The organism is Arthrobacter psychrolactophilus (assembly GCF_003219795.1).
In the GTDB taxonomy this organism is placed as follows: domain Bacteria; phylum Actinomycetota; class Actinomycetes; order Actinomycetales; family Micrococcaceae; genus Specibacter; species Specibacter psychrolactophilus.
Window position 1 is genome coordinate 156,040 of sequence record NZ_QJVC01000002.1, and the last position, 17,569, is coordinate 173,608.

Below are 17,569 nucleotides of genomic sequence, written 5' to 3' on the forward strand. Positions count from 1 at the left end.
CCGCGGCCTGCGGGCTAGGAGTTACGGACGCCGATGCTGGCGCATTCCTCGCAAATGCTGGCGGGGATAATCCCGCGGCGCATGAGAAACGCAAAGATGATGCAGCCCAGGCACAGGCCAATGAAGGCTTCCAGCGAGGCGGCGACCACGAGCAACACCATGAGGGTCCAGCCGGGCAGCGATCCGCCGGTCAGGAGCAGGATAAAAGCCGTGACGGACAGTGCCGCGCCGATCCCTTGAGCGAAGCGCTTGGGCGGGCCGGGAGTGAGTTTGGGTTCGCCCACGAGCGGGGCCAGGACCTTGACGGAGAGCAGTGCCGTCGGGGAGATTCGGGGGCCAAAGGCCAGGCGCAGCACAAAGCCTGCCGCGATGATGCCCACGAGCCAGGGCAACTGCCCCACGACGGCGATCAAGGCCATCACCACGACGATGCCAGCGGTGATCCGCGCAGCGTACTCATTAACCGGGTTAGGGAAGGCAAAAACCCGGTGCAGCAGACTCTTTGGCGGCGCCGGAATGAAGTCGTTCGCGACGGCTCGACTGCTCGTGAAGTGGCTCATGATTCAGGGTAAGACCTGCGGCGGCACCGTCGAAAGCCATGTTGCGTCGCGTGACGTGCGCCGGGCTAGCCCACCATCTGCATGAATTCGCCCTCGGAGAGCACCTCGATGCCCTGACCGCGCCGTTGAAGTTCCAGCACGCGAGCTGCCTTGGACGTCAGCCGGCCATGACGCAGATCCGTGGCGGTAAAGCCGCTGCCCACCACCAAGACGGTGGTTTTCAAGGTGACGCTGCTGGCGCACTGGGCACCATGGCCGGCGGCGCGCACCTTAGCCTCGGGACGCCCAACGCTCAGATCACCGGTGAACACAATCGTCTGCCCGTATAAGGGGTGAGACACGTCGGCCTGCGCGTTCGGCACCGGGTTGGGGCCCTCGGTGGACCAGCTCGTGCGGCCACCACGAGGCGTGCCACTGGCAAGCCCGGCCTTCATCTCCGCCATCTTTTCCAATGCGGAGCGCGTCGCCTTCGACATGGCATCCGTCCTGGGGTTATACGCGTCGATATGTGGCATGGGCAGCTTCATGGCCTCGAACACTCCACGCACGGAATCCACGCCGTGCTTGGCGGCGATGTCCACCATGATGCCAGCGCAGGCCCGAGCATCCTCGGTGGCGTCGTGGTGGTTACGCAGCGGCACGCCGGCCGCCTCGGCCACGAACGGCAAGGAGTAGGAGGGCAGAGAGTAGTTCTTGCGCGAGAGCACCACGGTGCAGGCGTAGTCGTAAGCTGGGGCCGACATGCCCGACACCTCGGAGGCGGAGCGAATCACGCCAATATCAAAGGCCGCATTGTGGGCTACCAGGGCGTCGTCGCCGATGAAGGCCTGCACCTCGGGGAACACCTGAGCAAACCGCGGTGAGCTGGCCACATCATCCGGGGTGATGTTGTGGATCGTGATGTTGCGCGAATCGAAGTGGTCGTGACCCTCTGGCGGGCGCATGAGCCAGTAGCCTTCATCGACGATCACCCCGTTACGAACCTTCGTCAAACCGACGGAGCAGGGGGAACCCCGAAATCCGTTGGCGGTCTCAAAATCGATTGCTGTAAAGTCCAAAGCCACTTTTCAAGGCTACCCCGCTCCCCCGACACCGGACGCATCGCGAGCCGGATCTCACACCTAGGGTGTGGCGCGGCGCAAGGTCAGGAAAGCGCCCACGCCCAAGGCCGCCGAGAGTCCCAGCGCCACCACTCCCAGGCTCAGCGGCGTCAGCGAGACAATCCAGCTACCCACCTGCGCCCAGGAGCCCTGCCAGGTGATGAGCCCGAAGGCGGCGACCAGGATCAGGGCCAGGCTGAGGCCGCTCACGAGCAATCCCGTCGCCTGCCAGCGCTTGTACAGGGTGGCTCCCCAGAAGCCGAGCAGGAATAAGAACATCATGAGCACAAAGTAAAAGAACAACTGTACGAACCACGGCTGATCGGCCACCCATTGCAGGGCAAAGATCCGCCCATTCATGCCCCACCCGTTGGAGCGCAGTTCTAGCTGACCCAGCACCACATAGAGCGCGGCGACCCCGGCCGCCACCACGGTAAACAGTCCCACCGTGCCCAGGAAAAAGTTACGCCGGCTGACGCTGAGCCCCTGCGCAAAAGGAAAGGTGAGGGTCAAGGATTGGATACCCAAGGCAAAGAAGTACCACATGACAGCCTGTCCGGCCCCGGAATATTTAATGCCCGTTACCGCGGATGCGGGCAGCATGGCCCAGATGGCCAGCGTCAGGGCAAAGGCCGAGCCGAGAATGATGGCGGGTATACCCAAAAACGTCCATTTATTAATGAGCTGCATTTTGGCAACTCCCAGTGCCCGGTTCATCGCGATGCTCCCATCTGAGTTTCCTTGCGCTCTATATCCGTGGGGTCCTCGAACGATCCGTCGCTACCCAAGGAGGCTCCGGCGTCGAGCGTTTTTCGAATCACAATCTGTTGCAGCGAGACCGGAGCCAACTCCAGACCCAACTCCTGCGCCTCGCGGCGCTCGGCGGCAGTTAGGGCGCCGTCAAGGGTGAGAGCCAGCAAGGCTCCGATGCTTTCCCGATGGAGCACCGCCCGGCCCGCGGCGAAGGACTCGACGAGGTGGGCGGGACCGGCGATCGAGACGGCCGATCCGCGAATGTTGTCCGCGTCGTCGTCCACCAGGATGCGGCCCTGATCGATGATGATGACGTGCTCCAACAGGTTCGCCACCTCATCAATCAGATGCGAGGAGAGCACGATCGTGCGGGGAAATTCCGCATAGTCCGCCAACAAGCGGTCGTAGAACAGTTGCCGGGCCACGGCGTCCAAACCCAGATACGGCTCATCGAAGAAGGTCAGCTCGGCACGAGAGGCCAAACCGATAATCACCCCCACGGCGGAAAGCTGACCGCGCGAGAGCTTCTTGATGCGGCGCTTCATGGGCAGCGCAAAATCCTGCGCCAACTGTGCGGCCAAGGCGTGATCCCAGTTCTGATAGAACAAGGCGGCCGCCTTGAAGGCGTGGATCGGCTTGAAGTCATCGGGATACTTTTGCGATTCCCGAATGAAACACAACCGGCTCAGAACCTGCTCATTCTCATAGGGGTGTTCCCCAAAGACGCGGACCTCGCCGGAACTGGCAAAGCCCTGCGCCGTCAGAATCGACATCAGGGTGGTCTTGCCGGCGCCGTTACGCCCCAGGAGTCCGTAAATCTTGTCTCGCTCCAGGGTGAGGCTGACGCCGTCGAGCGCCGTGACGTCTCGATACACCCGGGAAAGGTTGCTGACTTCAACGATGGCCGTACTCATTGCACACCTTCTTTCTCCATGGCCGCGGGGGCATCCGACTCGGTAGCCGCCACACGCCCCAACATGGTCAGTAATTGCTGATTGTCTATGCCCAACTTGCATGCTTCGCGTGCCATCGGGCGGAGGAATTGCTCGTAAAAATCTTCCCGGCGCCGGCCTATCAGGACCGACCGGGCTCCCGCGGCAACAAACATCCCGATGCCCCGTTTCTTGTACAGGATTCCGTCGTCAACTAAGCGGTTGACGCCCTTCGCGGCCGTGGCCGGGTTGATCCGATGGAAGGCTGCAAACTCATTCGTGGAGGGCACCTGGGCTTCCTCGGCCAAGACGCCGTCGACAATGTCGTTCTCGATCATCTCGGCAATCTGAAGAAAGATGGGCCGGCTGTCATCGATCATGCGAACACCCCCGTGACACCATGCTCAGGAGCCTCAACTCGCCTCATCGGTTCATTACTCATGTAACTAACCATATAACCGTGCGACTAGAAGTCAACCCTTTACAAGCTCATCCTTTGGGTGGAGGGTACATTCAGCTAAGTACCGTAATCTTGGGGGGTGATACTTTCCGCTTTGAGTGATTCCGCCCTGCCGGCTCTCGTAGGACATGGAGCCGTTCCGTCCCTAGGCCTCCTGCCCGACTGGCTCGACCCCATGAAGATCCTCGACCACCCCGCTATGGGTGCTTGGGTCGTGGTGATTGCCTGTGGCATCATCTTCGCCGAGACGGGCCTGCTCGTAGGCTTCTTCCTCCCGGGCGATTCCCTGCTCTTCACGGCGGGCCTGCTGGTCAGCACCGGCTCCATGCCCGTGAACATCTGGGTTTTGATGCTCTTGCTGATCGTCTCCGGGTTCGTCGGCAACCAGCTGGGCTATTTCATCGGCTACAAGGCCGGCCCCGCCATCTTCAACAAACCCGACTCCAAGCTCTTCAAGAAGCAGCACGTCGACAGCGCCCATGCCTTCTTTGAAAAGCACGGCGGCAAGGCCCTGATCCTGGCTCGCTTCGTCCCCATCGTGCGTACCTTTGTACCCGTCATCGTGGGCGTGGCCAAGATGGAGATGCGCAAGTTCGTCTTCTTCAACGCCCTCGGTGCCGTGCTGTGGGCCGGCGGCGTGACGTACCTGGGCTACGTTCTGGGCAACAAGGTGCCGTGGGTGCGTGACAACCTCGACATCATCTTCATCGCCATCGTGGCCGTCTCCATCATTCCCGTTGGCATCGAGTTGCTCAAGGCCTTGAGCCACCGCCGCAAGAAGAATTCCTCACAGGCATAAGACTTTTTAGTTCCACGAACGACGGCGGCTGCCGGGCCATGTGCCCGGCAGCCGCCGTCGTTTTCCCTCCTCCGTCAATCTGTGTGGCAGTAGATACCGAAAACCTCCGAAAAAACGGGTGTTTTTCGCATCTACTGCGACACAGATCTTAGGCGAGAGCCTTGATGATGTGTGGCAGCAGGGCCCGGAACGCATTGCCTCTGTGGCTGATGGCGTTCTTTTCCGCACTTGTCAGCTCCGCGCAGGACTTGTCCATGCCCAACGGCTGCAGGATGGGGTCGTAGCCAAAGCCGCCCTCGCCGCGCGGGGTGTGCAGCAGCGTCCCCTCGAGGGTGCCCTCCTCCACGACATCCAGCGTGCCATCCGGTCTGGCCAGCGCCGCGGCGCACACAAAACGTGCCCCGCGGTGCTCTTGGGCGATGTCGGAGAGCTGGGCGAGCAGCAGCGCAAGATTTGCCGCATCGTCGCCGTGGCGCCCGGCCCAGCGCGCCGAGAAGATCCCCGGCGCACCGCCCAAAACATCCACGGCCAGACCGGAATCGTCGGCAATAGCCAGGGCTCCGCTGAACTGCGCCACGGCATGAGCCTTCAAACGCGCGTTCGCCGCAAAGGTGACCCCTGTTTCGGCGACGTCGGGGGCCTCGATAGCTCCGGCGTCGACCACGTCGGTGTCCACATCCAGACCCGGGATCTGGCCGCGCAACAGCTCGCGCAACTCCCGCAGCTTGCCCTGGTTGTGGGTGGCGAGAACAACCTTCGGTGCCGGCATTAGGCGCCCAGGGTCTCGCGCTGGATGCGGCTCAATTCCGTGGTGCCGATCAGAGCGAGATCGAGCAGCTGGTTGAGCTCGTCACGGTCGAACGGGGCGCCTTCCGCGGTGCCCTGAACTTCCACGAACTTGCCGGAGCCGGTGACGACGACGTTCATGTCGGTCTCGGCGCGCACATCCTCAACGTAGGGCAGATCCAGCATGGGAACGCCGTCGATGATGCCCACCGAGATGGCCGAGACCGTGTCGATGAGCGGCTGGGCGTTCTTGGCGATGAGCTTGTTTTCCTTGGCGTACGCAATGGCGTCGGCCAGGGCTACGTAGGCGCCGGTGATCGCCGCGGTGCGGGTGCCGCCGTCGGCCTGCAAAACGTCGCAGTCCAGGACGATCGTGTTCTCGCCGAGCGCCTTGGTGTCGATGATGGAGCGCAGTGAGCGGCCGATCAGGCGGGAGATCTCGTGCGTGCGGCCGCCGATCTTGCCCTTGACGGATTCGCGGGAGTTACGGGTGTTCGTGGCGCGCGGCAGCATGGCGTATTCGGCCGTGACCCAGCCGGTGCCTTCGCCCTTGAGCCAGCGCGGCACGCCGGGGGTCAGGGAGGCGGTGCACAGCACGCGGGTGTTGCCGAATTCGATCAGGGCCGAACCTTCGGCCTGCTTGGACCAGCCGCGGGTGATGGTGATGTCGCGGAGCTGGTCATTGGAGCGCCCGTCGGCGCGGAGTGTTTCAGAGGAAGTCATAGCATCAAGGGTAGTGCCTGGGCACAGCAATGGCGGCCCCGCCGCTGGGAGCCGCCATCGAATGACGCTGGATATATGTGACGAGTTAGCGCATCTTGTTCGCCAGCTTGAAGCTCTTCTTCTCGGCAAAGTACTTGGCTCCGGCACCCGTGAAGCACAGGATCATCGCGCCAATGCCGAGCAAGACCTGCAGGATCGTGGCAATGCCGCCGGGCATGGTCAGTCCCACGAGCTGGTACAGCGAGACCACGGCCAGGATGGCACCCACAATGCGAGCCCAGCCCATGCCCTTCTTCAGGAACAGGCCGATCAGCACGTACAGGATCACGGCGATCACGGTCATGACGATCAGGGTGCCCACCGTCACCATGACGGTCGTGTCGACCATGCTCTCGTCAATAACGGTCATCTTGGCGTCCTGGAACGTCTTCATGGCGTCTTCACGGAACTGCGCGGAGTTGGCGTACATAATGCCAAAGATCGAGGCAATGACATGCAGCACGGCGGCGCCGATAAGCATGAAGAACACGGTGTTCATGATGGGCGGCGCGACCGGCGCCTGTCCCAGGGGAAGGTCGTTGGGTGCGGGGTTGTAGCGGGGCATTTCGCTCATAGCGGGCATCCTTTATCTGTGACGGTCGACGGCGGCTGCCGCCCTTCTTCTGTCACCGAACCTATCCGCCCCCTCCTTCTGAGGAACTAGTCCTTTCGGAGGATATTGGCAATTAACTCCAAACACTGGCCAAAAGGACAGTTAAATCGTGTAGTGCACACCTGCAACGGCCGCGGCCACGTCACCGGAGTAGCTGCCCCGGGCTTCGCTGACAACAACGTTGGAGTCCGTCCATACGGGGATGTGCGTCAGCAACATGCGCTTCACATTGGCGCGTTCCGCTGCTTCACCAGCCCGCTTGCCGGTGAGGTGAACGTCCTTGATGTGATCGTCGCGGACTTCCTCGAAGGCCGCCTCGCACAAGAACATATCCGCATTTTGCGCAGCATCTTCGAGCCCCTGACAGCTATCGGTGTCGCCCGAGTAGGTGAGGACGGCCGTGCGATCCACGCCGGTTCCGTCGTACTCCGTGACCTCGACCCGCAGCGCATAGGCTTCCGGCACGGGGTGGTTGACGGCGTACGGGGTGACCTTGAACGGGCCCACCGTGACGGGCTCGCGTTCCTGCCAGTTGATGAAGTCAAACTCCTCGCGCATGCCCGGATCCAGATCGAGTCCGTACGCCGTGGCCAAACGATCGGCGGTTTCGGCCGGGCCCCACACGGGGATGCGGCCGCGGTGCCAGCCGTTAGGGCTCCAGCGCACGGCCACGTGCAAGCCGCAGAGGTCCATGCAGTGATCGGGGTGCAGGTGGCTGAGGAAGATCGCGTCGATGTCTTCGAGATCCATGTACTTTTGCACGGAACCTAAGGCCCCGCTGCCCAAGTCCATGAGCACACGCCACGGCCGAACGCCGTCGTGCGCGGTCAGCAAATAACACGAAGCGGGCGACGACGGCCCAGGGAACGACCCGCTGCATCCAACAATCGTCAACTTCATGTTCGCTCCCCCACGTCTGTTCCCGGAACTGCCAGTCTGCCCACCGAATCGGCTAAAACAAAATTAGAGACGCCACTGGTGCGAGATCCCGCGGATTTGCTCCGGGCAGCGGCCACCATGTCGTCGGTGATGATGCTCAAAGATCCCGTGGGATAGTGGGCTGCCACGTGGCTGACCTGTTCGACGGCGAGAACCTCAGGTCCCAGGAAGCGCCGGGCCAGCACGCCAAAGCTGGCGGCGTCACCTGTGGAGAGGAATTGGTGTGTGGGTGCCCCACCGGAGACCCGCTCGAGGTCGTGACTGACCAGGGCCTTGTAGACGTCTTTCGCGGTTTCCTCAGCGCTGGATACTAGCGTCACAGAGTCGCCCATGACGTAGGAAATCACGCCGGTCAGCAGCGGGTAGTGCGTGCAGCCCAGCACCAGCGTGTCCACGTCGGCGGCTTTCAGGGGTGCCAAGTACTCCTTGGCCGTGCTGAGCAGCTCGGGACCGGCCGTGATGCCGGATTCCACGAAGCGCACAAAGTCGGGGCAGGCCACGGAAGTGATCGCAAGATCGGGAGCGGCGGCAAAGGTGTCGTTGTAGGCGCGCGATCCCACGGTGGCCACCGTGCCGATGACGCCGACCTTGCCGGTGCGCGTCGCGGCCACGGCCCGGCGCACGGCGGGCTGGATGACCTCGATGACGGGAATGCCGTAGCGGGCGGTGTATCGCTCCCGGGCATCGCGCAGCACCGCTGCGGAGGCGGAGTTGCAGGCGATCACCAGGAGCTTGACGCCGGAATCCACCAGTTCATCCATCACCCCGAGGGCATTGGCGCGTACCTCGGCGATGGGCAGTGGGCCGTACGGGCCGCGAGCGGTGTCGCCCACGTACAGGATCGATTCGTTGGGCAGCTGGTCGATCACGGCACGGGCCACGGTCAGCCCGCCCACCCCGGAATCAAAAATTCCGATGGGTCGCTCTGACACGAGACTTGCTCGTGAGCTCGTCTCTGGCGTTGGCGTGGGGCTGATGGAATGTGTGCTCATGATCGATTCAACAATAGTTCTTTTGTTGGCTGTGGGGCGGCAAGTGCGCGCAACAACACATCTGCCGCCATCACCTTATTTACCGCGAGTCAGCTCTGAGAGCATGGCCTGCAGCAGGCTTTCCTGCAGCCAGGTGACGAAGTTGTAGACCAGGCTGAGGTAGCTTTCCACGTCGTCCGCTTCGTCCCAGTCCTGCACCTCGTGCACCCGCTCGGCGTCTTCCTCGTCCCGGATTTCCAGCCGTTCGGCCAGCACCAAGCGGACGTCGTTCAACGCCATGGCCCATAGCTTGGCGCTTTCGGGATCCAGCACCAGCTTCTCGCTCTCCAGGCTCAGGGAGGCGGCCCGCAGGGCACCAATCTTGGTTTCCCTCAGGGAGCGTTCGGTGAGCTGACGAAACTCCAGTGCGGAGTCGTCGTCGTTCTTCACCGCGTGCGGCAACAAGCGCAGGAGGGCTGGATCTGAGGGGACCTGCACCTCCATGTCCAGGCCGATCAGGGCCGCGAGCGGGTCCTCGTGGGCGGGGCGTTCGGGCTCGAGCATCGTGATGATGTCGGCGAAAAGTTTGCGCAAGAGATCGCGCTCGGCCGGTTCAAGGAATCCGGTGATGCCGCGGCGGCCGGCGGAGAAGGCCTTAGCCACGAGGGCCACCCTTCTGAACCGTTGCCCACAGGCCAAAGCCGTGCATGGCCACGACGTGTGCTTCCATTTTTTCCTTTGAGCCATGGGCCACGGCGGACTTGCCTTCGGTGTGCACCTCAAGCATTAATTTCGCCGCCTTGGCCTCTGAATAACCAAAATAACTTTGGAAGACATAACTGACGTAGCTCATCAAGTTGACCGGGTCATTCCACACGATCAACTCCCAAGGGATATCTGGGGAGATAAGTTCGCGCGTTGATGCTTCCCGGTCTGTTTCCGGGGCTGTGCTGACACTCATGTGTCCATTCTAGTGTTGCCGCACTAAAGTAAATTCCGTGACTACGCCATCAAATTGGGGCCACCCCCGCACATCATTGTTTACAGATCACTACGAGCTGACAATGCTTCAAGCCGCTCTGCACTCCGGCGCGGCACACCGCCGGAGTGTTTTTGAAGCGTTTGCCCGCCGCCTGCCTGACGGTCGACGCTACGGCGTGGTGGGCGGAACGGGGCGGATCTTGGAGGGATTGGAGCATTTCCGCTTCGGTCCGGAGGAACTGAATTTCCTGGCCCAGAACAACGTTGTCAACGATGAGACGCTGTCCTGGCTGGCCGATTTCAAGTTCTCCGGCAACATCTTTGGTTATGCAGAGGGCGAACTTTATTTCCCCAATTCACCCATCCTCACGATCGAATCCACCTTCGCCGAGGCCTGCATCTTGGAAACGTACGTCCTGTCCATCCTCAATCACGACTCCGCGATCGCCTCCGCGGCCTCGCGCATGATCGGTGCCGCCGGCTCGCGTCCCTGCATCGAGATGGGCTCGCGCCGCACGCATGAGGAGTCCGCCGTGGCTGCCTCGCGTGCCGCCGTCATCGCTGGTTTCCACGGCACCTCAAACCTTGAGGCCGGCCTGCGCTACGGCGTGCTGACCCTCGGCACGGCCGCCCACTCCTTCACGCTCCTGCACGATTCCGAGGAGGCCGCCTTCCGCGCCCAGCTCGGGTCCATGGGCTCGGGCACCACGTTGCTCGTGGACACGTACGACGTCGAAGCAGCGGTCCGCAAGGCCGTCGCCATCGCGGGCCCCGCCTTGGGCGGCGTGCGGCTGGATTCCGGGGACCTCCTCGCCCAGGCGCGCGATGTCCGGGCCTTGCTAGATTCCCTCGGCAACACCAACACTCGGATTACTGTCACGAGCGATCTGGACGAGTTTGCCATTGCGGCCCTCGCCGCCGCGCCCGTGGACTCCTACGGCGTGGGCACCTCGCTCGTGACCGGCTCCGGGGCGCCCACGGCGTCCATGGTCTACAAGCTCGTCTCCCGCGAGGGTGACAATGGAGAGTTTGTCTCCGTCGCTAAGGCCGCCAAGAACAAGGCCAGCGTGGGTGGCCGCAAGTACGCCACGCGCCGCCTCAACAGCGCCGGCATCGCCACGAGCGAGCTCGTGGGCATTGGCCACGCACCGGCGGCCGATGACAACGACCGCGTATTGCTGGAAGAATTCATGGTCGACGGCGTCTTGACGCCGGGCTGGACCGGATCCGACGGCGTGGTGCGCGCCACCGCACGCCACGCGGCCTCCATGGCAGAAATGCCGGGAGCGGCCCGGCGCCTGCAGCGTGGGGAGCCAGTCATCCCCACCGAATACGAACAAGCAATACCAGCAGCGAAATAACGAGGAGCATCCCATGGCCAAGGCCCTAATCATTGTTGACGTGCAGAACGATTTCTGTGAGGGCGGCTCACTGGCCGTAGCCGGCGGAGCCGATCTGGCCAGCGAGATCAGCGAATTGTTGGAGAACGCTACGGACTTCGACTTCGTGGTTGCCACGCAAGACTGGCACGTCGATCCCGGGAGCCATTTCTCCGACACCCCGGACTTCGTCAAGAGCTGGCCAGTGCACTGTGTAGCTGGTTCCAAGGGTGCCGCCCTGCACCGGAATCTCGACACCGAGGACATCGACGCGTACTTCCGCAAGGGCAAGTTTGACGCCGCCTACTCCGGTTTTGACGGCCTGCTCGCGCCCGAGGACGAGGTTGCCGTGGGTGAGCGTGAGGCGCACGAATCTGCCGAGGAGGACGGGGAAACCCCCCTGACCCTCGATGATTGGCTGCGCGAGAACGACGTCGAGGACGTGGTGGTCGTGGGTATCGCCACGGAGCACTGCGTGCGCGCCACGGCGCTGGATGCCATCAACGCCGGGTACAACACGACGGTGCTGCGCGATTATATTGCCGGCATTGACGAGGACGCCGCCGAGGAAGCGCTCGAGGAGCTCGAAGACGCCGGAGTAGAGCTCAAATAGCGCCCGCCTAGGGCCGATCGGCGACGGTGCGGCCCGCCGTCGTGCTTGAACTGTGAAAAATGCCACAGCCCCCCATTAATGCCACAGGTAGACCTGTTGCATTAATGGGGGGCTGTGGCGAAAACCGTTGGGCCCGCGGAAAAGCGCCCAGGAGCGCAGCTATTTGCGCCCGATGAACCAGTCCTGCAGCTTCTTCATGCGGGTCTGCAGCTGCGCCTCGTTGGCCTGAGCCACGGCGGGCCCGCCACAGATGCGTCGCAATTCGCTGTGCACCATGCCGTGGGGCATGCCGGAGCGGGCACTCCACGCCGAGACATTCTTGGCCAATTCGCCACGCAGATCCATGAGCATGCGGTGATCCACCAGCGGCGGCGCCTCGGGTTCCGCAGCAGCCGGAGCCTTCTTCCGCCGTCGGGTTTGCTGATCGGCCTGACGCTGACGCAGCAGGACACTCATCTGATCGGCGTCGAGCAACCCGGGGATGCCCAGAAAGTCCATTTCATCGTCACTGCCGATGGCCCCGCCGGTGCCGAACTCGCCGCCGTCGAACAACACGCGGTCAAAGGACGCCTGCGATTCCAGCGCCTCAAACTTGAACTTCTCCAGCGTGTCGGAGGCCTTTTCCTCGCGGTTGGCCTCCTCCATCTCGGCGTCTTCCTCCATAAAGCCGTCCGGATCCTTGTCCGGGCGGTCCAGGGCGTGGTCACGTTCGAGCTCGAGCTGGTTGGCCAGTTCCATGAGGTTGGGCACCGAGGGCAGGAAGATCGACGCCGTCTCGCCCCTCTTGCGGGCACGCACAAAGCGCCCCACGGCCTGGGCAAAGAACAGGGGCGTCGCCGTGGAGGTGGCATAGACGCCAACGGCCAGGCGCGGCACGTCAACACCTTCGGACACCATGCGCACGGCCACCATCCACCGCTTGTCACCCGAGGAGAAGGCGTCGATCTTATCGGAGGCTTTCGCATCGTCCGACAAAATGACCGTGGGCGATTCGCCCGTGATCTTCTTCAGCTGAGCGGCGTAGGCACGCGCATCTTCGTGGTCGGTCGCAATAACCAGCCCGCCGGCGTCGGGCACGGCCCGGCGCACCTCGGTCAGTCGCTTGTCGGCGGCGGCCAGCACGGCCGGGATCCACTCCCCCTCCGGGTTCAGTGCGGTGCGCCAGGCCTGCGAGGTGATGTCCTTGGTGGTGGCCTCGCCCAGGTTCGCCGCCATTTCCTCACCGGCGCTGGTGCGCCACCGCATTTGGCCCGAGTACGCCATGAACATGACGGGGCGAACCACATGGTCCTTGAGCGCCTCGCCGTAGCCGTAGGTGTAGTCGGCCTTTGAACGGCGGATCCCGTCCTTGTCCTCGGCGTACTCCACAAAGGGAATCGCGGCCGTGTCGGAGCGGAACGGGGTTCCGGTCAGGGCCAGGCGGCGTGCTGCGGGGTCAAAGGCCTCACGGATACCGTCACCCCACGAGAGCGCGTCGCCACCGTGATGAATCTCGTCCATGATGACCAGAGTTCGGGCGGCCTCGGTTTTGGCACGGTGCAGCATGGGCTTGCTAGCCACCTGTGCGTACGTCACGGCGACCCCCACGAAACCCTTACCGTGGCGGCCATCGGCGTTCTTGAAGTTCGGGTCAATCGCAATACCCACCTTGGCGGCGGCATCGGCCCACTGGCGCTTGAGGTGGTCCGTGGGCGTCACAACCGTGACCCGGTTGATGATCCCGCGGGCGATCAACTGCGTCACGATGTGCAGCGCAAAGGTGGTCTTACCAGCGCCGGGGGTAGCCACGGCCAGGAAGTCCTTGGGATTTTCCTGGAAGTACTTTTCCATGGCTTCGGACTGCCAGGCACGCAGCTTCTGGGCGGTTCCCCAGGCAGCGCGTTCCGGGTAGGCCGGTGGCAGGGACGGTCCGCCAAACAAAGTCTCCGTCAAAAAAATCCCGCCATCCTTGTCACATCTTCCACGCTTCCGCACCCGAATCCGGGCACGGCCAAACAGCGGTATTCACCGCTAAATACTTACTGGCTAACGCTAGTCCTTGGGCTTCTTCGGGCCCTTGCCCTTGCCGCCACCCTCGGGGCGCAGTCCGTCATAGACTTCCTTGCACTCGGGGCAGACGGGGAACTTTTCCGGATCCCGTCCCGGAGTCCAGACCTTGCCGCACAGAGCCACCACGGGCTCGCCGGTCATGGCCGATTCCATGATCTTTTCCTTGCGGACATAGTGCGAGAAACGTTCGCTGTCGCCGGGTTCAACCTGCTGGCGCAGCTCTTCGCGCTCGATCACGGCCGTTGAACCGCCGCTGCGCTCGGGATTTCCCATGGGATGGTTTTCGAAGGGGTCTGGAGGCAAACTCATGGAACCAGTCTATCCTCTTCGCGTCCGCGACTCACCGAAAAAGTGATCTTCTCGACGCTGTTTATCTCACTCTTATTTCTTCAGGAGGTACGACGGCGGGAGGCGAGTACGCTCTCGCGACTCACCTCCCGCTGTGCGCTCTGCGCTACTCGCCTACCGCTTGCGGTGTTAGAGACCCTGCCAGCTCGGCTTGTTCTCGTAGGCGTGGCGGTATGTGGCCGCGCCGGCCAGCTTGGAGGCTGCGGCCTCGTCGATGATGACGGTGGCACGCGGGTGGAACTGCAGGATCGAGGCCGGGCACGCTGCGGACACGGGGCCCTCAACGAAGTCGCGGACGGCGTCGGCCTTGCCGGCTCCTGTGGCAACGAGAACCAGGTGGCGGGCATCCATGATGGTGCCCAGGCCCTGGGTCACCACGTGATGCGGCACCTGATCGATGTTGTCAAAGAAGCGCGCATTGTCCTGGCGAGTCTGCTCGGCCAAGGTCTTGATGCGGGTGCGTGAGGCCAAGGAGGAACCGGGCTCGTTGAAGCCAATGTGACCATTGGTGCCCACACCGAGGATCTGCAGGTCGATGCCGCCGGCGGCGACAATGGCGTCTTCATACTGCTGGCAGGCAGCAGCGATGTCCTCGCTGGCACCGTCCGGGCCGTGGACGTTTTCCGGAGCAACATCCACCCGGTTGGTGAATTCGCGACGAATCACCTCGCGGTAGGACTCGTAATGACCTACCGGCAGGCCAACGTATTCATCCAAGGCAAAGCCACTGACGCCCGTGAAGCTCAGGCCGTCTTCGTCGTGGCGGCGAGCCAGCTCATCGTAGATCGGCAACGGGGAGGAACCCGTGGCCAGGCCAATGACAGCGTTGGACTTGTTGCGTACTAGGGCCTCGATGGCATCGGCAGCCAAGGTACCAATTTCCTTGGTGCTGGGGAGGATGATGACCTCCATGAAACACGCTTCCTTTCACGGCACGTAGGTGCCTGTGCAATTCTTTACAGATCGCTAATTAGCTGTCTCTTACTTTAAGCCAGTGCAGCCATCTTCGACTAACTGATAGCCTCTGCCGGACGTCATCGATCGATGGACACGGCCTGCAACAATTCCGGTCCCCGCTGATCGTACTGGGCTGCGCCCATGCGGATGCCGATAACAACATAGACAGCGCCCAGCACCACGCCAAGAACAAACGCCAGCCAGGCGAACAGCGACCCTCCGGTGTTGAACCCCACGAGGATTAAGACGCCCACCGGAATGATCAAGACAAAGGCACCGGCAAAGCCTGCGAGTTGGATCAGCACGGTCGTGAAGTTATTGCCTGGCTTGGACTTCATGGGGCTCTCCCCCGGCAGCGGCACGTTCATCGTGAAGCGGGAGGAGAACACACTCGAGAGTCCCAGACCTGCACCAGATGCTGCCATGAGGAGCCCGGTGGCTGACAGGAAGTTCAGCCAGTTGCCCGCAACGATGGCGCCGACAATAGCAAAGAGGAGTCCCAGCGGCAGCGCGAGCACGGCGGCTGCCATGACGCGCCCGGTCCGATCTGCCTTACCCGAGACCCCGGTGGCCAGGTGCAAGGCAAAGGCGGTGTTGTCGTAGGAGATGTCGGCGCAAATACTCCACGTGATCATGAAGGCCGCAAAAGCACCCGCGTAGCTCAGGATCGGACCCACGGAATCCAACCCACCGGCCTGCGAACCACCAAACACCATGACCAAGGGAATCAGCGGCGCGACGATGATCCCGGCGCTGTAGCGCGGATCCCGGAACCAATACGTCAAACAACGCGCAGCGACCGCTCCCGTGGGTGTTTGCGGGAACATGGCAAAGAATCCCTGTTTCCCCGGGCTCCGGCGTCCACCACCGGAAAAGGCAGGGGTGACCAGGGACCTGGCGAGGCACACCTTCCAGAGCCACGTCAGGGCGGCCAAGGTTGCTAGGGCAATCAAGAATTTCAGGGCCGCGGCGCCCCACGCTCCCGCCGCGACGGCGGCCGGGACCGCCCAGATGGCGCCCAGCGGTGTCCAAGAGACGTTGGCGGCCAGCTGCGGCAGGTACTCGGCGAAATTCGAGAGCCCGCTACTGATGCCAGCAATGATGGGCCCCATGAACATGAGCGGAACCAACACGACGACGCCGCTCGCGTCCTTGAAACGGCGCGAAGAGGCCAGGCTCGTGCTGGCCGCCGTGATGGCGCGTGAGGCAATGACGCACGTCAACGCCGCGACGGCTCCGCACAGCAGCGCGGCCACGGCTGCCACGGGATGGCGCCACCATGCAATTGCCGTGCCCACAGAGGCGAGCAAGGTGATGGCACCAGGAATTCCGATAAACCCGGACAAGGCCAGGCCCACCAACATCGACTTCATGGGGACGGCATAGGTGGTGAAGCGTGCGGGGTCCAGCGTCATGTCCAGTCCCGAGGCAACTACGGGGATGACCAGCCAGCCAAGGAACACGGCGGCACCTCCCAGAACCAGAACTGTTCCTACGAGCTCCGTCTCGGCGGCGCCCAGGGCGGCCAACCCCACGAGAGCCGTGACCAACATGCCGATTCCGTAGAGGCCACCTATGATGAGCCCCACCAGCTGCCAGGGTGTGCGCTTGAGGGAGTTGCGCAGCAGCGTGACCTTGAGCCTTAGGAGGTGCGCAACCATTGCAACCCCGCAGTCTGGTTCCGGCCACCGACAAGTTCAACGAACTTATCTTCCAAACTCATCTCACCACGCACCTCATCCACCGTGCCGGCCGCCAGGACCCGCCCGGCCGCGATGACGGCCACGTGGTCGCACATGCGCTGCACGAGGTCCATGACATGGCTGGAGACAATCACGGTGCCACCGGACTTCACATAGTCCTGGAGGATGTCGCGGATATTTGCAGCAGACACCGGGTCCACCGATTCAAAAGGCTCATCGAGGACCAGCAGTCGCGGCGCATGGATCAGGGCCGCAGCCAGCGCGATCTTCTTTGTCATACCGGCCGAGTAGTCCACCACGAGCGTTCCGGCGTCCTTGGTCAGGTCCAGGGCAGCCAGTAGATCCTTGACGCGCTCGGCCACGGTGTCCTTGTCCATGCCGCGCAGCAATCCGGCGTAACTGACGAGTTGTTCGCCGCTGAGCCGGTCGAAGAGGCGCACGCCGTCGGGCAGTAGTCCCATGAGTTTTTTGGCTTCGAGGGGATGCTGCCATACATCCACCCCGTGGACCGTGACCTGCCCATGGTCCGGGCGCAAGAGACCCGTCGCCATGGAGAGCGAGGTGGTCTTGCCTGCCCCGTTGGGCCCTACCAGGCCATAAAACGAGCCGGCCGGAACATCGAGGTGGATGTTATCGACGGCGATTTTCTCGCCAAACCGTTTAACTAATCCGCGGATTGACAGGGCTGGTGGCCGGGCTCCGTCGGCTGATGGCGCAATCGAGGTAGTCATACTTTGTACCCTAACAACCATCCGCTGCGCCGTGAGCTATCCGAAAGGATGACATTGCGCGGGCCCGCAGAAAATCACTGCGCATACGCCTGTGGCGGGCGATGTGTGAAGAAACATCGCCCGCCACAGGACA

General features: G+C 62.7%; 20 protein-coding genes. 3 read left to right on the forward strand and 17 right to left on the reverse strand.

From position 1 onward, the window contains the following. Window positions 1–14: 14 nt before the first annotated feature. The 5 genes from CVS30_RS03060 to CVS30_RS03080 all read right to left on the reverse strand — a co-directional run bounded on the left by CVS30_RS03060 (window position 15) and on the right by CVS30_RS03080 (window position 3,725). Window positions 15–560, reverse strand: coding sequence for a DUF4395 domain-containing protein (locus CVS30_RS03060; protein ID WP_110483838.1), 546 nt, complete (start codon window positions 558–560; stop codon window positions 15–17). 65 nt (window positions 561–625) lie between these two features. Next, window positions 626–1,624, reverse strand: a complete 999-nt coding sequence (locus CVS30_RS03065; RefSeq protein ID WP_110483839.1) for a 3'-5' exonuclease — start codon at window positions 1,622–1,624, stop codon at window positions 626–628. A gap of 57 nt (window positions 1,625–1,681) precedes the next feature. After that, window positions 1,682–2,350: a hypothetical protein gene (locus tag CVS30_RS03070; RefSeq protein WP_110484114.1), complete on the reverse strand. Its 669-nt coding sequence runs from the start codon at window positions 2,348–2,350 to the stop codon at window positions 1,682–1,684. A 23-nt stretch (window positions 2,351–2,373) separates the two neighbouring features. Beyond that, the gene (locus tag CVS30_RS03075; protein ID WP_110483840.1) at window positions 2,374–3,327 is read right to left on the reverse strand and encodes an ABC transporter ATP-binding protein; all 954 of its coding nucleotides are present in this window, start codon (window positions 3,325–3,327) and stop codon (window positions 2,374–2,376) included. Continuing rightward, window positions 3,324–3,725, reverse strand: a complete 402-nt coding sequence (locus tag CVS30_RS03080; protein ID WP_110483841.1) for a GntR family transcriptional regulator — start codon at window positions 3,723–3,725, stop codon at window positions 3,324–3,326. Before CVS30_RS03080 ends, CVS30_RS03075 begins: the two co-directional genes overlap by 4 nt. 174 nt (window positions 3,726–3,899) lie before the next feature. Between CVS30_RS03080 and CVS30_RS03085 the strand changes: the two genes are divergently transcribed. After that, a complete protein-coding gene (locus CVS30_RS03085; protein ID WP_110484115.1) occupies window positions 3,900–4,604 on the forward strand; it encodes a VTT domain-containing protein in 705 nt (234 codons plus the stop codon). 148 nt (window positions 4,605–4,752) lie between these two features. Here the strand turns inward: CVS30_RS03085 and rdgB are convergent, their stop codons facing one another. The 7 genes from rdgB to clpS all read right to left on the reverse strand — a co-directional run bounded on the left by rdgB (window position 4,753) and on the right by clpS (window position 9,636). Next, the gene (gene rdgB, locus CVS30_RS03090) at window positions 4,753–5,373 is read right to left on the reverse strand and encodes an RdgB/HAM1 family non-canonical purine NTP pyrophosphatase (protein ID WP_110483842.1); all 621 of its coding nucleotides are present in this window, start codon (window positions 5,371–5,373) and stop codon (window positions 4,753–4,755) included. Further along, the gene (rph, locus tag CVS30_RS03095; RefSeq protein ID WP_110483843.1) at window positions 5,373–6,113 is read right to left on the reverse strand and encodes a ribonuclease PH; all 741 of its coding nucleotides are present in this window, start codon (window positions 6,111–6,113) and stop codon (window positions 5,373–5,375) included. Before rph ends, rdgB begins: the two co-directional genes overlap by 1 nt. A gap of 85 nt (window positions 6,114–6,198) precedes the next feature. Continuing rightward, entirely contained in the window at window positions 6,199–6,726 is a 528-nt protein-coding gene (locus CVS30_RS03100; RefSeq protein ID WP_110483844.1) for a hypothetical protein, read from the reverse strand. Window positions 6,727–6,867: 141 nt separating this feature from the next. Continuing rightward, window positions 6,868–7,665 (reverse strand): MBL fold metallo-hydrolase, encoded by a 798-nt coding sequence (locus tag CVS30_RS03105; RefSeq protein ID WP_110483845.1) that lies wholly within the window; start codon window positions 7,663–7,665, stop codon window positions 6,868–6,870. Continuing rightward, complete coding sequence (gene murI / locus CVS30_RS03110; RefSeq protein WP_110483846.1) at window positions 7,662–8,696, reverse strand: glutamate racemase; 1,035 nt, start codon at window positions 8,694–8,696, stop codon at window positions 7,662–7,664. The genes CVS30_RS03105 and murI overlap by 4 nt, the downstream gene beginning before the upstream one ends. A gap of 75 nt (window positions 8,697–8,771) precedes the next feature. After that, a complete protein-coding gene (locus CVS30_RS03115; protein ID WP_110483847.1) occupies window positions 8,772–9,338 on the reverse strand; it encodes a DUF2017 domain-containing protein in 567 nt (188 codons plus the stop codon). Next, on the reverse strand, window positions 9,331–9,636 hold the full coding sequence (gene clpS / locus CVS30_RS03120) for an ATP-dependent Clp protease adapter ClpS (RefSeq protein ID WP_110483848.1): 306 nt from the start codon (window positions 9,634–9,636) through the stop codon (window positions 9,331–9,333). Before clpS ends, CVS30_RS03115 begins: the two co-directional genes overlap by 8 nt. A 76-nt stretch (window positions 9,637–9,712) precedes the next feature. On the opposite strand from clpS, the gene CVS30_RS03125 reads away from it, so the two are divergent. Continuing rightward, on the forward strand, window positions 9,713–11,017 hold the full coding sequence (locus tag CVS30_RS03125) for a nicotinate phosphoribosyltransferase (protein WP_110483849.1): 1,305 nt from the start codon (window positions 9,713–9,715) through the stop codon (window positions 11,015–11,017). A gap of 13 nt (window positions 11,018–11,030) precedes the next feature. Continuing rightward, the gene (locus CVS30_RS03130; RefSeq protein WP_110483850.1) at window positions 11,031–11,648 is read left to right on the forward strand and encodes an isochorismatase family protein; all 618 of its coding nucleotides are present in this window, start codon (window positions 11,031–11,033) and stop codon (window positions 11,646–11,648) included. A gap of 159 nt (window positions 11,649–11,807) precedes the next feature. Here CVS30_RS03130 and CVS30_RS03135 read toward each other — a convergent pair whose 3' ends face one another. The 5 genes from CVS30_RS03135 to CVS30_RS03155 all read right to left on the reverse strand — a co-directional run bounded on the left by CVS30_RS03135 (window position 11,808) and on the right by CVS30_RS03155 (window position 17,436). Beyond that, a complete protein-coding gene (locus tag CVS30_RS03135; protein ID WP_110483851.1) occupies window positions 11,808–13,580 on the reverse strand; it encodes a DEAD/DEAH box helicase in 1,773 nt (590 codons plus the stop codon). Window positions 13,581–13,679: 99 nt separating this feature from the next. Next, window positions 13,680–14,006, reverse strand: coding sequence for a DUF3039 domain-containing protein (locus tag CVS30_RS03140; RefSeq protein ID WP_110483852.1), 327 nt, complete (start codon window positions 14,004–14,006; stop codon window positions 13,680–13,682). Between the two features lie 168 nt (window positions 14,007–14,174). Continuing rightward, window positions 14,175–14,957 (reverse strand): glucosamine-6-phosphate deaminase, encoded by a 783-nt coding sequence (nagB, locus tag CVS30_RS03145; RefSeq protein WP_110483853.1) that lies wholly within the window; start codon window positions 14,955–14,957, stop codon window positions 14,175–14,177. 122 nt (window positions 14,958–15,079) lie between these two features. Beyond that, on the reverse strand, window positions 15,080–16,663 hold the full coding sequence (locus tag CVS30_RS03150) for a transporter (RefSeq protein WP_110483854.1): 1,584 nt from the start codon (window positions 16,661–16,663) through the stop codon (window positions 15,080–15,082). Then, entirely contained in the window at window positions 16,645–17,436 is a 792-nt protein-coding gene (locus tag CVS30_RS03155) for an ABC transporter ATP-binding protein (protein WP_110483855.1), read from the reverse strand. Before CVS30_RS03155 ends, CVS30_RS03150 begins: the two co-directional genes overlap by 19 nt. Window positions 17,437–17,569 lie beyond the last annotated feature (133 nt).

Bases quoted from the DNA above. Each gene is read 5' to 3' on its own strand.
- rph (WP_110483843.1), bottom strand. From the start codon at position 6,113: ATGACTTCCTCTGAAACACTCCGCGCCGACGGGCGCTCCAATGACCAG.
- CVS30_RS03150 (WP_110483854.1), bottom strand. From the start codon at position 16,663: ATGGTTGCGCACCTCCTAAGGCTCAAGGTCACGCTGCTGCGCAACTCC.
- CVS30_RS03075 (WP_110483840.1), bottom strand. From the start codon at position 3,327: ATGAGTACGGCCATCGTTGAAGTCAGCAACCTTTCCCGGGTGTATCGA.
- murI (WP_110483846.1), bottom strand. From the start codon at position 8,696: ATGAGCACACATTCCATCAGCCCCACGCCAACGCCAGAGACGAGCTCA.
- nagB (WP_110483853.1), bottom strand. From the start codon at position 14,957: ATGGAGGTCATCATCCTCCCCAGCACCAAGGAAATTGGTACCTTGGCT.
- rdgB (WP_110483842.1), bottom strand. From the start codon at position 5,373: ATGCCGGCACCGAAGGTTGTTCTCGCCACCCACAACCAGGGCAAGCTG.
- CVS30_RS03140 (WP_110483852.1), bottom strand. From the start codon at position 14,006: ATGAGTTTGCCTCCAGACCCCTTCGAAAACCATCCCATGGGAAATCCC.
- CVS30_RS03070 (WP_110484114.1), bottom strand. From the start codon at position 2,350: ATGCAGCTCATTAATAAATGGACGTTTTTGGGTATACCCGCCATCATT.
- CVS30_RS03100 (WP_110483844.1), bottom strand. From the start codon at position 6,726: ATGAGCGAAATGCCCCGCTACAACCCCGCACCCAACGACCTTCCCCTG.
- clpS (WP_110483848.1), bottom strand. From the start codon at position 9,636: ATGAGTGTCAGCACAGCCCCGGAAACAGACCGGGAAGCATCAACGCGC.
- CVS30_RS03130 (WP_110483850.1), top strand. From the start codon at position 11,031: ATGGCCAAGGCCCTAATCATTGTTGACGTGCAGAACGATTTCTGTGAG.
- CVS30_RS03080 (WP_110483841.1), bottom strand. From the start codon at position 3,725: ATGATCGATGACAGCCGGCCCATCTTTCTTCAGATTGCCGAGATGATC.
- CVS30_RS03155 (WP_110483855.1), bottom strand. From the start codon at position 17,436: ATGACTACCTCGATTGCGCCATCAGCCGACGGAGCCCGGCCACCAGCC.
- CVS30_RS03060 (WP_110483838.1), bottom strand. From the start codon at position 560: ATGAGCCACTTCACGAGCAGTCGAGCCGTCGCGAACGACTTCATTCCG.
- CVS30_RS03105 (WP_110483845.1), bottom strand. From the start codon at position 7,665: ATGAAGTTGACGATTGTTGGATGCAGCGGGTCGTTCCCTGGGCCGTCG.